The organism is Rhizobium vallis (assembly GCF_003985155.1).
Classification (GTDB): domain Bacteria; phylum Pseudomonadota; class Alphaproteobacteria; order Rhizobiales; family Rhizobiaceae; genus Rhizobium; species Rhizobium vallis.
Genome location: NZ_ML133687.1, coordinates 379,770 through 393,765 on the forward strand (window position 1 = coordinate 379,770; position 13,996 = coordinate 393,765).

The window sequence follows — 13,996 nt, forward strand, 5'->3', positions numbered from 1 at the left end:
AGCGGGTTCGTGGGTCTCGCGCTTTGTGAGCCCGCCGTTAACCTTGTACCGGCTTCGTTCTCTTTTTTACTCTCGGGTCCTTGAGCCCGGCTCCCGGTCCTGCCAGGTTGGGGTCGTTCGGAAGACCGGACACTAAACGGCCCAAGCCAGTGTTTGCACCACTGACAAGGGCCTAACCCTCAGCCTTCGCGAAAAGGAATCGGGCTATGACCACGCATACTCTCTCTGTCCCCGCCGGGGAAGTTCTCCGTTCGACCGCAGCAGCGGCATCTGTCTTCTCCCACCGTTCCGTCGGTGCTGGTGCCCGAAACGGCATCGGCGAGCCGCCCGCGTTGCGCCGCCATCCGCACATCGTTCGCTTCCGTGAAGTCGAGGCCGATCTCGATCTGCTGATCGACCGCGCCATCGCGGCGATTGTCGACGGCGAACCGGTCGAGGACGAAATCCTCGGCCATTACGTTCACATCGCCTCGCTCGTTCGCGCTGTTTCGTTCCGTGAAGGCAAGCTCCTGGAGCAGGCGGTCGAGCGTCTGGCGAAGGCCAACCCCAACATCGTTGTCTTGACGCAGTCGCTGAAGCTGCCGCTGGTCAAGGCGGCGCTCGAAGCTGTCTCCGGAAACGACTGGCAGAGTCTCGATGGTGTGAAGCTCGATTGCGAGGCGCCGGCCAAGGGATCGTACACCCCGGACCTCATTCTCGTGAACCGCGCCCGGCACAACGCCTATATCCTCGACCTCAAACGGTCGCTGGCCTCCTATGGCGACACCAGCCGGCTCGAGGAGTTGAAGCTGAAAATGATGGCGTCGGCGATGGTGCTGCCGGACTGGCTGTACAAGCATCACAAGCGCATGATGGTTGACACGGTTGAGGTTGCCATTGTCGACGGCGCCAGCCGTCCGAGCGATCATGCCGCCGGCATCTGGGCTTTGTCCGAGATCGACGACCTGCTGGAAATCGACGGAGTTGCAGCCTGTATGGCGGAACTGCGTCTGCGCTTCGGCCGCCGCGTGCAGCAACTTCTTGAGGCGGAAGCCCGCAAAGCGCTCGGCGTGATGATGGTCGCTTCGGCCTCGGCCGTTTCCGGCAAGTCGCTGATTGCCTTGAACGGTCCCGCGCGAAGCTACGAGGAAGAGCAGGCGATGGTCGCGCCGGATGAGGATGATGGCCATTACGATCTTGGCTGCTTCGACGATCAGGACGACGAGCCCGAACCGGTCCGTATCCGGGTCGGCTTCGCCCGCCGTCCGCGCCGGCACTGACGAGCCGCCAGCTTAACGGCACTGATCGCGGCCGCGCCTGAAACGCGTGGCCGGCTTCTCCAGTCCTTTCCATTCCACCAACGCCGGATGCGATGCGCTCCGGCGAGGAGACAGTCATGTCCATCGATACCCACAGCCCGTCCGTGGCCGGCTTCCGTTGCGAAGCGGTCACGACCGATACCGTCGCGTCGCTCTGCCTTCACGGCAGGCTCGCGAATATCCCTCCTGTACAATCCGATGACGTGGATCGCGGTTCGAGCTATCGCGACGACCCCGCCGTTCTGATCGGGCTGGCGCTCGCCTTCGTCCGGCAAGGTAGTTTGTTGGGTGGCCTTGTGCCGGAACCTCTGATGCTGCGGTTAAGTGCACTTGCCGCCGGCGGCAATGCGGCATGCCGCCTGCTGCTCGATTGGCTGCGAAGCCGCAACCGGGATCTCGATCGGTCCCGGAACGAACACCTGAGCCTGTCTGTCTCGACCGGTTCGTCGGCTGACGCGTATCCATCGCGTCGTTCGCCGCGCGAGCGTGTGTTGGCGCGGATCCCGAATCCCGGTGGCATTGACGGGCGGCGGCGTGGTCGGACGCGTCCGCGCGATCCGGTGCAGAACGCCCAAACGGCAATTATTGCCGCGGAGACGGGAGGTCGGATTGATGGATAAGCTTGCTCGTCTGTTTATCCGCCGCCTCCGTCATCTTAGCCTTCGCGAGGCGCGCCGGATCGCTCTGCGCAACGGTCTGCTGGAAAGCAAGATCGTCGATGTCGATGGTCATCTCACCTGCCGCTACAGCCCGGCTTTCGACACGACACGACTGAGCGGCGATCCGATCCGTGACGATACCTGGTTCCGGCGGAATTTTGGTGACTGGCTTGTCGCACCGAAGGAGACCGGCAATCCGACGCCGGGTTCCGGTGGCGATGGTGTCGTGACCTCCGGGATCGTTCATCCGCCGATCGCTTCGCAACTCATGGGCCTTCCTCGGGCGCGTCGCAGCACAATCCCGCAAGACGCGGTGCTGGGCAACAGTATCGATCGGCGTGCCTATGCCGTCGGTCTTGTGGATCGGGCGGCGGCCGAGCCGCTGGTCAGTCACATCGTTGCAACCCTGGTTCTGGCCCGCGCGGTGCAAAGGAGCGGACGGTCGCTTCGGGAGATCGTTTATACGCTGACCCGTTTGGCACCGGTCGTCACCCTCCATGCGCCACTTGCGGGCTTCGAGCGGGAAGTGCTGCGGCTCCTGGAGAAATCCCGGCTGGTACCCGGCGGCCCGTTCGCCATCATCGAGTCCGATCACATGTTCAACGACGATCACTTCGATGTACTCGAAGCTGAGACACGCAGGCGCCTTATGACCTTCTCGGGCGCGGGCGTGCATCGCGTCACGGGCAATGCCCTGCGCCGGCGGATGCTCAGCGCGCTGTCGCGCGACCTGTCCGTCCTCGCCATCGCGGAGAAACGATCGGACATTCCCTCGCTGCTGCAGATCTCCGCCGACCTGTCGCTGGAAACGGGAAAGCTCGATCGCAGGTTCGTCGCCGATCTGGTCGAGGTGCTTCATCCGGACACGGCAATCGAGATGCTGGGCCTGCCGTCGGATTCCGATGCGCGCTGGCTGTCGCTGGAGGATCTGGTCCTTGCGTTTCGCCCTGGACGGCATGTTCGCGACGTGCTGCATGTTCTTGCAGTGCTCATTGAGCGCAATCGCAGTGACTTCGAGGAAGAGGAGGGCGGTGGTGGCGACAGGGCATCCGGATCGGCATCGTCCAGCACATCCACCGACAAATCCCAGGGCTCGGACGAAAAGTCGAAATCGACCGACACTGATAGCAACGGCCGCTGGAAGAAGGACAAGCCGTCCGGCGCTGAAGTGATCCAGCCGGAGCCAGTGCCGACGGCAGGTGAGATCGGCCCAAAGCCGCCATTGACCGTCGAAACGCTCTCCGGATATGGCAAGGCGAAGGACTGGGCGCTCGATCTCAAGGCAGATCTGGACGATTACCGGACAAGCATCCTCGCCTGGTCGGAAATGAGCACCAAGCTGCTGCTGTCCGGCCCGCCCGGGACCGGCAAGACCACCTTTGCCCGGGCGCTGTGCAACAGCCTGCAAATCCCGTTGGTAGTCACGTCCGTCTCGATCTGGCTGCAGGGCGGACATTTGAACGACGTCATCGACAGGATGAGCAAGACATTTGTCGAAGCGCGGGCCATGGCGCCGGCGATCCTGTTCGTAGACGAGATCGACGGTATCGGCAAAAGGCAGCCGGCCGAGCGGGAATATGCCGACTATTGGAATACCATCGTCAACAAGGCGTTGGAACTGCTCGATGGCGCGATCAAGAACGAAGGGCTGATCGTCGTCGGCGCCACAAACCGACCCGATCATATCGACGAGGCCATCAAACGATCCGGACGATTGGAGACCCATATCGAAATCCTCAAGCCCGATGTGCCGACGCTGGCCGAAATCCTGGCTCATCATCTTGGTGACGATGTGATGTCGCTGATCCCGGAGCCAGTACCAGAAACGCGCTCGGAAGCCGAGGACGGCTTCTCGCTGAGGAAGATTGTCGCCGATCATCTGGAGCCAGAGGCGGAAGAGGAACGGAAAGGAGCCAGCCGATGACCGAGCCGCAGAACAGCAACACGGCGGTAGCAGCCGGCCAGCAAGCCCACTGCATCAACGAAATTCTGAAGCGTCTCGCCGTGCGGGCTATGGGGCTGACGGGCGCTGATATCGAACGCATCGTCCGGGAGGCGCGATTGAAGGCGCGCCGCGGCAAGCGGGCGATCCGCTACGAGGACATCGAAGACGGCATCCGCGGTAATCGTCCGCCCGTGCCTTATAATCTCCGTTGGCGCTTCGCTTTCCACGAGGCAGGACATGCGGTCGTCCATCATACCCTCGATCTCGGACCGGTTCGCGGCCTCAATATCGATACCGGGGAGGGCGGCTACAATCTCGTCGGCTTCCACGTCTGGGCGACCGATACCCGTGATTGGTACGAAAACATGCTGACCATGCTCTTGGCCGGGCGGGCCGCCGAGCAACTGATGCTCAAACGGGTCTCAAGCGGCTCCGGGGGCGCCGACGACAGCGATCTGGCGCGTGCCACACGGATGGCCCTCGATATGGAGCGGACGCTTGGCTTCGGAGCCGAGCATCCGCTGCTCTATCGACCGCATCGCGATCCGGGCGCGGTTCTCGACCGTGACGCCGAGCTGGCCGCACGCGTCCATGCCAGGCTGGAAGCGGCACTCGACCGGGCGGCGGCAATCCTCAGGAGGCGCAGACCGACCTTCAATTCTTTGGCCAAGGCGCTATTCGATGCCCAAGCGATGGATGAAGGGGCCGTACTGCACATCCTGACAGACGGTGATCTGCCGCCCTAAAGCTGATAGGCATGCGACCGATGAGGAGAAGCGGAGTGCAGGATGAGCATCGCGGTTGTCGCCCATTGCGATTGGAGCATGGAGCAGAAAAAGCGCTGGATGGCCGTGGCCATCAAGCGCGGCGGACACTGGCATGTTCAGCCTCCGGAACTCGTCAGTGACACGTCGAGCTTGTTCGAGCGGCTGCAGCGGCGCGCCGTCGATCCGGGCGCGCTTCTCATCGGCTTCGACTTCCCGATCGGCCTGCCGGAGGCCTATGCACGGGCAGCCGGCATCGGTTCCTTCCGGGAGGCACTGACGTCATTCGGTTCAGGGATCTGGTCGGATTGGTACAATGTTGCTGATCATCGCGACCACATTTCGCTGCAGCGCCCGTTCTATCCCGTCCGCCCAGGTGGCACGGCACGTGTCCATCTCTTCGATGCCCTTGGCATTTCTGGTGCGTCATCGCTCCTGCGTGTCTGCGAACGGGCGACCGCCGATCGGCAGGCTGCCTGCATGTTGTTCTGGACGCTTGGCGGCAATCAGGTCGGCAAAGGCGCGATTTCGGGATGGCGGGAAATCATCGTGCCGAGACTGGATGAGATCGGGCTGTGGCCGTTCGATGGAAGCTTGGCCGAGCTCGCCAACAGAAAGCCAATCATCGTTGCAGAAACCTATCCTGGCGACGTGTACCGTCAGGTCGGCCTGCCGCGAAGTGGTTGGAGCAAGCGGCGCCAAGCAGACCGGACACGGATGGGACAGAGTATGGTGCCTTGGCTTGCAGCACGGCCGGACCTCACCACCGATCTGCTCCTTCTCTCAATCAACGATGGCTTCGGCTCGGACAAGGCTGGCGAGGATCGGTTCGATGCCGTGGTTGGACTGCTGGGGATGCTCGATGTCGTCGATAGGCGGCGCGGTGAAGGCATCCCTGCAATCGATGCCGTTCAGAAATGGGAAGGCTGGATCCTCGGCCACCATCGTGATGATGCGACATAATTTGAGACAACGTGTGCCACGTTGTCGGCAACTCACATCAAGTCTCCGGCAACCTGAAACAAATTGCGCTCATTTGATTCCGAACTCCGGATTTTTGATTCGGAACTCGAATACGACGATTCACCAACGCCGTTGGCGGTCGAACAGGTCGTCTTGACGTGAGATAACGTGCCCGCAACTCGAAACAAATTGCGGTCATTTGATTCATTGTTCTGCGCCGCCGATTCAAAGTCCGAAATTTCCGATTCAGCCGAACAAGGCTTGCGCCGGCAGGCCGGTCCCCTGACCATTGAAGAGGTCGAGGATCGGGAGGAGCATCATGAACCTGAAGGCAGCAAGGCAGCGACAGAAGGCACTTCGCGACGCCAACAGAAGGGCGAAGCGGCCTGATCGAGATGATGTGGCTCGGGTGGCGCTGTTCTGGCTGATCCGGCGGGCGATTGAGAAGGGTCAGCAGATGGAGCTCGAGAAGTTCCGGAACAAGATCGTCTCGATGCTGACGGATCAGGGTTTCGATGAGCGCGAATGCGACGCAGTGTTCGACGATCTGGTCGCCAAGTACCGGATGGGCGGCTCGCCGTTTCGCAGGAAAATCCACCTGATCTATCCCGATGGTCCCGACCAGGAGGTCTGAGCGCATCCGTGTCCACTTGGTCTGTTGTTACCGGATCTGCTTGCTCGACGAGGCCGACCAACGCCTAACGGCGTTTGCTTCCTTTACGACTTCTCCCCCCATTACTCCCGAAAACGCCGTTTGATTCTGAATCGGATTTCTGAAGATGCAGACGGCTCCAATCCTTCGTTAATCCGCTTCGCTTAGCTCGGCCGGCCCCTCGCATAGAGGGTCCGAGTAACGAACATGATGAAGTGAAATGACCAAGCTAACTGCAATCAAAGCCTTCCAACGTAAGATCGACGCCTATTGCGAACTGCGTCTCTCGACCGCCTTCTCCGGCGAAGAGGCCGAAGCCCTTAGGGCCTATATGCGGCGGCTCATCGAAAGACGGTGTGCGCCACCGCGGACGGCAGGCCGCACCGAATGGGATGTCATTGCCCGTATGACCGGGATCGATGCTCGATCGCTTGCATCCCATCACCGTTTGATCGACCCCGGGTTTGATGCCATCGTTCGTTGGAACAGGGACGACGGGAAAACTGCTGGAGCGGCGCAAGAGGGTTCTCGGAAGCCTGGAGGCGCAACGAGGACAAAAAAAGCCAGCGCCGAGAAAACGAAATCGACAATCAAGTCCGCGCCTCCTAAAGCGGCACGTCCTCACCTTGCCTCGGCGGTGCATAAGCCTGGCGTCAACGTGGAGTTTCCAGAACCCCTGTTTGGCGAGTGGGATGACCCTGCGGATTTCGCGGCCGCGCTCCAGCTTCACATGCGTCGCCACGGTGAAACCTACTGGATTCTCTATCGATCGGTCGTGCGACCTGATGAACCCATGGACAAGAATACACTGCTGAGCTGGATCGAGGGCCGGCGCGTGCCGCGGAGCACTGACAGCTTCGACGTGCTTGGTCGTATCGAGCGCCGTTACCGTCTCCCGGAAGGCTATTTCAAAGCGAAGCTGCCGCATCAGTCGCGATCGGCGTCCGGGTTCAACCTCTCGGGCATCGAGCCCGCGGAACGACGCAGGATCGCATGGCATCTACCAGATGACTTCAATTCGCTGCCGTTCGCCAAGCGCGAGGAAATCCTCGATTGGATTCGTCGCGTCATCATCAGCGGGTCGACGGATTACCGCAAGTTCCAGGCCGCCGCGGCCAAGCAGCGTTACGCTATCCGCTTTCCCGGGGTATCCTACGGTGGACGCGCGCCACGTGATGGAAAGATCGCGGTTCCGGCGAACTATGAAGAGACCTGGATCGAGGATCCCGACCTGTTGTCGGGCGTCATCGACGCGCCGCCGATGCTTGCCATGGAGATGGCCGACCTTGTCCGCTTCAAGACATCCGCGCTGACCTCGATCGGATTTCAGCGAAATGGTGTCTGGGGTGAGGAAACCGCCTCCCAGAAGATTGAGCATCTTGGCCTGATGTTTGGCGCACTTGCGGCGTCAAAGGCGGGAGAGATCAGGGGATATGGGGTGCCGCTGCGCCAACTGACCTTCGGGCTTCTTATCTTTCCGGGTGTCTGGGACTGGTATCTGCAATGGCGCGAAAGCCGTCGGGGTTTCTATACGGCGTGGGAAGTCGACATGCTGCGGATCGCCCTGGCAATCACCAAGGAAAGCACCGGGTGGCTTCGACAACATCCTGAACTCTTGGCGCGTGTGCAGCCAATTGCCGGTCTCGTCTCGCAGAACGAGATCGATTATGCCCGGGAGGACTGGCACGGCGCCTGCGAGGATTTTCACAAACATGCCTCCCACCGTGTCAAAGAGATCCAGCGCATCGCCCGGGTCCATCGTGATCCGTTCGAGCCGATCATGCCGGTGCTCGAAGCTGACAGCCCGGTCGGCGAATACCGGAAGATCACCGAAGAGATCATCCGGCTGATGCCTGACGCGGAGCGCTATCCGCGTCCGGCTGCCGAGGCGGTTCGCTCGTTCCTCATGCTGCGGCTAGGGCTGCATCTCGGGCTTCGCCAGAAAAATCTGCGGCAGTTGATGCTATGCCCACGGGGACAGATGCCGCGTCCAGAACGGGTGCTCGAAAAGCTCAAGCGCGGAGAAATCCGCTGGAGTGACCGAGACGGTGGCTGGGAGGTGTTGATCCCGGCGGTGGCATTCAAGAACGCCCATTCGTCGTTCTTCGGAGACAAACCATTTAGGCTGGTGCTGCCCGATCTGCTCGACCTCTACCGCCACATCGATGATTACGTCGAGCGCCATCGTTCGGTCCTTCTTAAAGGTGCTGCCGATCCCGGGACGTTTTTCGTGAAAACGGTCAAGACGACGAGTACCGACGCAGCCTACGACATCACCAGCTTCTATGAGGCATGGCGGCTCACCATCCAGCGCTACGGCATCTACAATCCATACACGGGCCGTGGGGCGATCAAAGGCTTGCTGCCGCACGGTCCTCATAACGTTCGTGATGTGTTGGCGACCCACATCCTGAAGCAGACCGGCTCATACGAGCAGGCGAGCTATGCCATCCAGGATACAGCAGATATGGTCGCCAAGCATTACGGCCGGTTCCTTCCGCAGGACAAGGCGGCACTGGCTGCCCGCATTCTCAACCAGGTCTGGGAAGCGGCCTGATTTTGACCGAGACGCCGGAAATTATTTCCGGCGCCTTTCTTCATTTTTTGCCTTGCGCGCCCAGGGCGGCGGGAGACATTTCTCCACCCATGGCAGAAGCTGAATCGGCTTAGCCTCAATACCAGCGGTAATGATCGGGTACTTGCTGAGTGCGTCCCGCATCAGCGGCAGACCTGCAGGATTGGTATATCGCGTGTTCGTTTCACTGCCTTCGCTCAGCCGGCCCGAAATGTCATCGATGACTTCGGGCGAAACGCCTGCCTGCTTCAAAGTGTCTGCCATGCCGTGGCGAAGAGCATGAATGGATCGGCTCCACATTTTTTCGCCCAGCGCGCCGCGCATGACAGGAATAAAGGTGTCGTAGAAGCGATCTCCCGGATCGTTTTTCGTCTGATCCGAGAACAGATCTGGGAAAAGTGCCGCGTATCCCAGCTTCTTGATCGCGTGATAATAATCGATGAAGCCCAACCGAACCATTTCTTCGGGCATGGGTAGCTGTCGTTCTGACTGTACGGTCTTCAACCGTCGAATGCCGTTCGTGCGAATGATGATGACGTAACCTTTGTCGTCCTTCGCAATGTCGTCGACTGTAAGTCCAGCAAACTCTGCACGTCTTGGTCCCAGATAGGTGAATAGGACAGGCAGATAATAGAGCGAATCGTGGAAGACATGTTTGCCCGGTTGGCGTCTTTTCCCCCGCAGATGGCCGAGCGCGCCCGTATAGATTGGACTTGAGAAAATCGGGGCAACATCGTCCGGCGTTGGCTTGTATTGCTGGCGACGGATGTCACCAGCTTTGGGTTTTCTCGGACGCAAACCTTCGAATGTCCAGGTTTCGATTTCGAACCCATGGCCTTTCAGATGCTTGAGGAAGTGCTGTAGGTTTCCGAAGTGCTTTCGGATCGTCCCGGCGGCCAGGCCAACCTTTGCCTCGGTTTTCGAAGCCTCGGCAGCCTTTCGTAGCTTGTCGGCCTCCGCGCGAAGCTCCGGCGCCGACATGACGCGCATCCGGCCGCTTTTGCCCCAATTGGTCGGAATGTCGTTGAAGTGCTGGCGCAGCAGGCCGATGTGGTACTGCTCGATCTGCCCGGAATGTTCGACCCCATGTTCCACAAGCACCGATTTGAACATCCGCACCAACGCCATTGCGTCTCGCGCCGTTGCTGGCTCCCATTCCTTGCCCATGTTCGCGATGAGTTTTTCGCACTCTTGCTCGAAATCCGTGACAGCAACAGTTCTCTGGTTGAGTTGTTGAGTGCCGAGCGCCCCCTTCTCGGTCGTTGGCGTCACGCGCGGCGAGAGGTCAAGGTAGGCGATTTCCTCTGGCTCCGGGATAACGGTTGCAGTCGGTTCCGACTGGCTCTCGTTGGCCAGCACCAACGAAGGAGGGGGAGCCGTAGGTTCGACCTCAGCCGGCTTCTTCTCGATCACGGATGTGTTCGCTCTGCCGCCACCTGTGAATTCGCTTAAGGTGCGGTCGACGAGGTCGTGGCGTTCGTCGATATCCAGCAGGGCCGCTGCTCGGCCTTCGAACATTTTCGACATGGCGCGTTCGCGATTGAGCGCCGTGTCCTCAATCTCGAAGTGGTAGATCAGTCGTCTGATACCATCCTCAAATCCAGGGCTGCGAGCCTTGCTCAGCTCGCCTCGATAGTTCGCCCGGATAGCATCGACATGCGAGGCGGGGACGCCATTCTTCAGAAGATAGGTGAGACCAGAGCAGTCGCCCTCGAGGCTGAGCTCCGAGCGGGTCCCGAACTTTGCCAGGAGTTGGCAGGCCCAGCCGACCTCGAGATCGAGCTCCATCTCGACGACATCGCCACCGCGACCATTGCGCTTGGCCATCGTGCTGATGTCATCGAGCCTTTCGATTTCCTCATCCCGCACGTGCTCGAACAGGATCTGGAGCTGCTTCTTGGTAGACATCGCTTCCTTCGAATTCATCTTCAGTTCGGCCAGTCGCGTATTGAGCTTCCGGCCGATGATCTGCGCCTTTCTATGGTCGGAACAATGAAGGCTGAGTGAAAGGCGGCTGCCTGGGCGGCAATGGACGAAGACGGAGGGGATGCGTGCCCGCCAGTAGAAGATGTTTCCGCGGCGGATCAGATTCTCGACCTCGTGGCGCACGGCCATGATCAATGCCCTGTCTTTTCCCGGAGGGCTTGACCATCGCGCTCGATCGGCGTGGGCATCACCTTTGGGCTACAGTTCCGGGCATCAGGTCGCCAATGATGCCAAAACGGGATCCGGCACGACTGGAAAATCAAGGAATTAAAGGATTTTAGGGAGAATTGGCTGGGGAACCTGGACTCGAACCAAGATTAACGGAGTCAGAGTCCGTCGTTCTACCATTGAACTATTCCCCAGCAGTTGCCGCCGAAGCATGGCTTGGCTGCTGTGCGGCGCTTATAACCAAAAGCCGGCGAATTGCAAATACCCGTTTTGAAAAAATTCGGCACTGTCGGCGAGAGGTGAAACCATCCTCAAATCCCCTGTCCAAAAAAGAATTTGGCGATTTCGGTGGGCGCTGATATTCTTGCGGCAACGCAAAAATCGAATGAGCGCCTGCTGCATACCTCAGGACTTGCGCGGCGCGATGGAAAAAGAACGTGGAAGACCCCGAAGGCGGCGCAAAGCCGCAGTTTGACGGGGCGTCGGCGGCAGGGCGCAAGGACGGTAAAAAGTCCAGGCGCCGCAAGGGCAAGCGCGGCGGGCAATCCCGCAACGCGGCTCATCCCGCTTCGCATGAGCTTTCCGGCAGTGCCGGACAGCCTGCGCGCCCGCTAGAGGATGCAGCCGGGACTCCGGCCCGCAAGCGAAAGCGTCGCCGTCGCGGCGGCCAAGTTGCTGCGCAGGACGGTGCATCTCACCCTCAAGCCATGGAACAGACGGGAGCGGCAGGCCAATCCGCCCGGTCCGATGGCGATTCGACGCCGAGCCGGCGCAATCGCCGCAAACATCGCGGCAAGCGCGGCCTTCAGGGCCGGCCGCTAATACCGGTGAAGCCTTCCGGCGCAACGCAGCAGGAAAGCCGCGCGGAAGAGACGGCACGCAGCGTCGAACTGCGCGAAGCGCAAAATGGCGCAACCGCCGGCCGCAAAGGCCGCGGGGATAGTGATGCGCGTCCCGGCCGCGAAGGAGATCGCGAGCACGCGTGGCCAGACGAACTCTACGCCGCTCTCGATCTTGGCACCAACAATTGCCGTCTCCTCATCGCTCAGCCGACCCGTCCGGGTCAATTCCGCGTCGTCGACGCCTTTTCCCGCATCGTGCGCCTCGGCGAGGGGCTTGCGGCAAGTGGCCGGCTGTCCAACGAGGCGATGGATCGGGCGATCGAGGCGCTGCGTATCTGTGCCTCGAAGCTCAGGAACCGCGAGATCCGCCGCATGCGGCTGATCGCCACCGAAGCCTGCCGCCAGGCGGTCAATGGCGAGGAATTCCTCGGCCGGGTCGTTGCCGAAACCGGTCTCACACTCGAAATTATCGATCGCGAAACCGAAGCGCGGCTGGCCGTCTCCGGCTGCTCGTCGCTGGTCGGGCGTGAGACGCGCTCCGTCGTACTCTTCGATATTGGCGGCGGTTCATCGGAGATCGCCGTTATCCGCATCGGCGACAATCGCTTCAGTCGCCTCGCCAATCACATCACCCACTGGACCTCTCTGCCTGTCGGTGTTGTGACGCTGTCGGAGCGCCATGGCGGGCGCGACGTCACGCCGGAGGCTTTCGAAGGCATGGTGCAGGAGGTCGAAGGCATGCTCGGACGTTTCGATTGCCCGGAGATCGAGATCGCCCAGACCGGCGACTTCCATCTGATCGGCACATCCGGCACGGTGACGACGCTTGCTGGTGTCCATCTCGATCTGCCGCGTTACGACCGGCGCAAGGTCGATGGCATCTGGCTATCCGACGACGAGGTCTCCGCCATGCAGGCGAAGCTTCTCTCCTGGGATTTCGATAGCCGCGCCGCCAATCCCTGCATCGGGCCGGATCGCGCCGATCTGGTGCTGGCCGGCTGCGCTATCCTCGAGGCGATCCGCCGCCGCTGGCCGAGCCCGCGCATGCGCGTTGCCGATCGCGGCTTGAGAGAAGGCCTGCTCACAGACATGATGGCCGATGACGGCGTGTGGCGGCGGAACCGCAATCGCCGCGGCCAGCGCGCCCGATCCGGATAATTCTAGGCCGGATCGGCGCAAAAATTATCCGGATCTAAATCAAACAAATAGAGCATGATGTCGTCCGAAAACCGCTCACACTTTTCGGCATCATGCTCTAAAAGGGAAGGCATGACCAAGGCACCGATCGCGGGAAACCGCACCGGCCGCAAGCTCGGCCAGCGCGTCAAGAACAAGAAGATGAAGGCGTCCTCGCGCCAGTGGCTGCAGCGCCATATCAACGATCCCTATGTGCAGCGCGCCCAGCTCGAAGGCTATCGCGCCCGCGCCGCCTTCAAGCTGCTGGAGATCGACGAGAAATACCATATCCTGCGCGGCGCCAGGCGTATCATCGATCTCGGTGCTGCTCCGGGCAGCTGGTCGCAGATCGCCTCCAAAGTCACCGGCTCGACGGATGACGATATCCGTGTGGCCGCGATCGATTTCCTCGAAATGGCCCAGCTGCCGGGCGTCAAGATCCTGCAGCTCGATTTTCTTGATCCTACCGCGCCGGAAAAGCTGTTGGAGGCTGTCGGCGGTACGCCGGATCTCGTCATATCTGATATGGCGGCACCCACCACTGGCCACCATCGCACCGATCATCTGCGCACCATGCATCTCTGTGAAGTCGCGGCGCATTTCGCCATCGAGGTGCTGGGGGAGGGTGGACATTTCCTCACCAAGACCTTCCAGGGCGGCACTGAGCGCGACCTGCTCGCCATGCTCAAGCAGAACTTCCGCCAGGTCGTTCACGTCAAACCGAACTCCTCACGCGCCGAATCGGTCGAAATGTTCCTGCTCGCCAAGGGCTTCAAGGGGCGCAAGGCCGAGGGTGAAGCAGAGCAAGCTTGATCACCGGACCGGTCCTGACGGATGATGGCGCTCTACTCGCGTAATTCCTTAAATCGGAATCGATTTCAGGGTAGAATTATGCAGCAACTGAAAGCGTTGCATCGCTCCTTGCGCGTCTGAAAGGACGCGCGGCGCCGCAAAGACGAGAATCGCTG

The 13,996-nt window shown here is 60.7% G+C and carries 10 protein-coding genes and 1 tRNA gene; 9 read left to right on the forward strand and 2 right to left on the reverse strand.

Annotation, left to right across the window (positions count from 1 at the left end; all coding sequences use genetic code 11):
- Positions 1-206 precede the first annotated feature (206 nt).
- From EFQ99_RS06960 to EFQ99_RS06990, 7 genes are all read left to right on the forward strand, one after another.
- Complete coding sequence (locus EFQ99_RS06960) at positions 207-1,259, forward strand: hypothetical protein (protein WP_126920123.1); 1,053 nt, start codon at positions 207-209, stop codon at positions 1,257-1,259.
- A 116-nt stretch (positions 1,260-1,375) separates the two neighbouring features.
- Entirely contained in the window at positions 1,376-1,918 is a 543-nt protein-coding gene (locus tag EFQ99_RS06965) for a hypothetical protein (RefSeq protein ID WP_126920125.1), read from the forward strand.
- A complete protein-coding gene (locus EFQ99_RS06970) occupies positions 1,911-3,881 on the forward strand; it encodes an AAA family ATPase (RefSeq protein ID WP_126920127.1) in 1,971 nt (656 codons plus the stop codon). The genes EFQ99_RS06965 and EFQ99_RS06970 overlap by 8 nt, the downstream gene beginning before the upstream one ends.
- Positions 3,878-4,648 (forward strand): ATP-dependent metallopeptidase FtsH/Yme1/Tma family protein, encoded by a 771-nt coding sequence (locus EFQ99_RS06975; protein ID WP_126920129.1) that lies wholly within the window; start codon positions 3,878-3,880, stop codon positions 4,646-4,648. The genes EFQ99_RS06970 and EFQ99_RS06975 overlap by 4 nt, the downstream gene beginning before the upstream one ends.
- Positions 4,649-4,690: 42 nt before the next feature.
- Positions 4,691-5,629: a DUF429 domain-containing protein gene (locus EFQ99_RS06980; protein WP_126920131.1), complete on the forward strand. Its 939-nt coding sequence runs from the start codon at positions 4,691-4,693 to the stop codon at positions 5,627-5,629.
- A gap of 319 nt (positions 5,630-5,948) precedes the next feature.
- Positions 5,949-6,263 carry a hypothetical protein gene (locus tag EFQ99_RS06985; RefSeq protein WP_126920133.1) on the forward strand — a complete coding sequence of 105 codons (315 nt, stop codon included), beginning with the start codon at positions 5,949-5,951 and terminating at the stop codon, positions 6,261-6,263.
- Between the two features lie 238 nt (positions 6,264-6,501).
- On the forward strand, positions 6,502-8,838 hold the full coding sequence (locus tag EFQ99_RS06990) for a hypothetical protein (protein WP_126920135.1): 2,337 nt from the start codon (positions 6,502-6,504) through the stop codon (positions 8,836-8,838).
- Positions 8,839-8,859: 21 nt separating this feature from the next.
- Here the strand turns inward: EFQ99_RS06990 and EFQ99_RS06995 are convergent, their stop codons facing one another.
- Together EFQ99_RS06995 and EFQ99_RS07000 are read right to left on the reverse strand one after the other, a co-directional pair.
- The gene (locus EFQ99_RS06995; protein ID WP_126920138.1) at positions 8,860-10,971 is read right to left on the reverse strand and encodes a site-specific integrase; all 2,112 of its coding nucleotides are present in this window, start codon (positions 10,969-10,971) and stop codon (positions 8,860-8,862) included.
- Positions 10,972-11,130: 159 nt separating this feature from the next.
- Positions 11,131-11,204: transfer RNA gene (locus EFQ99_RS07000), tRNA-Gln, on the reverse strand.
- A gap of 243 nt (positions 11,205-11,447) precedes the next feature.
- Here EFQ99_RS07000 and EFQ99_RS07005 point away from each other — a divergent pair.
- Together EFQ99_RS07005 and EFQ99_RS07010 are read left to right on the forward strand one after the other, a co-directional pair.
- Entirely contained in the window at positions 11,448-13,010 is a 1,563-nt protein-coding gene (locus EFQ99_RS07005) for a Ppx/GppA phosphatase family protein (protein WP_126920140.1), read from the forward strand.
- A gap of 111 nt (positions 13,011-13,121) precedes the next feature.
- Entirely contained in the window at positions 13,122-13,841 is a 720-nt protein-coding gene (locus EFQ99_RS07010) for an RlmE family RNA methyltransferase (protein WP_126920142.1), read from the forward strand.
- Positions 13,842-13,996: the final 155 nt, after the last annotated feature.

Coding starts and splice junctions, on each gene's coding strand:
- EFQ99_RS06960 (WP_126920123.1), top strand. CDS start 207: ATGACCACGCATACTCTCTCTGTCCCCGCCGGGGAAGTTCTCCGTTCG.
- EFQ99_RS06965 (WP_126920125.1), top strand. CDS start 1,376: ATGTCCATCGATACCCACAGCCCGTCCGTGGCCGGCTTCCGTTGCGAA.
- EFQ99_RS06970 (WP_126920127.1), top strand. CDS start 1,911: ATGGATAAGCTTGCTCGTCTGTTTATCCGCCGCCTCCGTCATCTTAGC.
- EFQ99_RS06975 (WP_126920129.1), top strand. CDS start 3,878: ATGACCGAGCCGCAGAACAGCAACACGGCGGTAGCAGCCGGCCAGCAA.
- EFQ99_RS06980 (WP_126920131.1), top strand. CDS start 4,691: ATGAGCATCGCGGTTGTCGCCCATTGCGATTGGAGCATGGAGCAGAAA.
- EFQ99_RS06985 (WP_126920133.1), top strand. CDS start 5,949: ATGAACCTGAAGGCAGCAAGGCAGCGACAGAAGGCACTTCGCGACGCC.
- EFQ99_RS06990 (WP_126920135.1), top strand. CDS start 6,502: ATGACCAAGCTAACTGCAATCAAAGCCTTCCAACGTAAGATCGACGCC.
- EFQ99_RS06995 (WP_126920138.1), bottom strand. CDS start 10,971: ATGGCCGTGCGCCACGAGGTCGAGAATCTGATCCGCCGCGGAAACATC.
- EFQ99_RS07010 (WP_126920142.1), top strand. CDS start 13,122: ATGACCAAGGCACCGATCGCGGGAAACCGCACCGGCCGCAAGCTCGGC.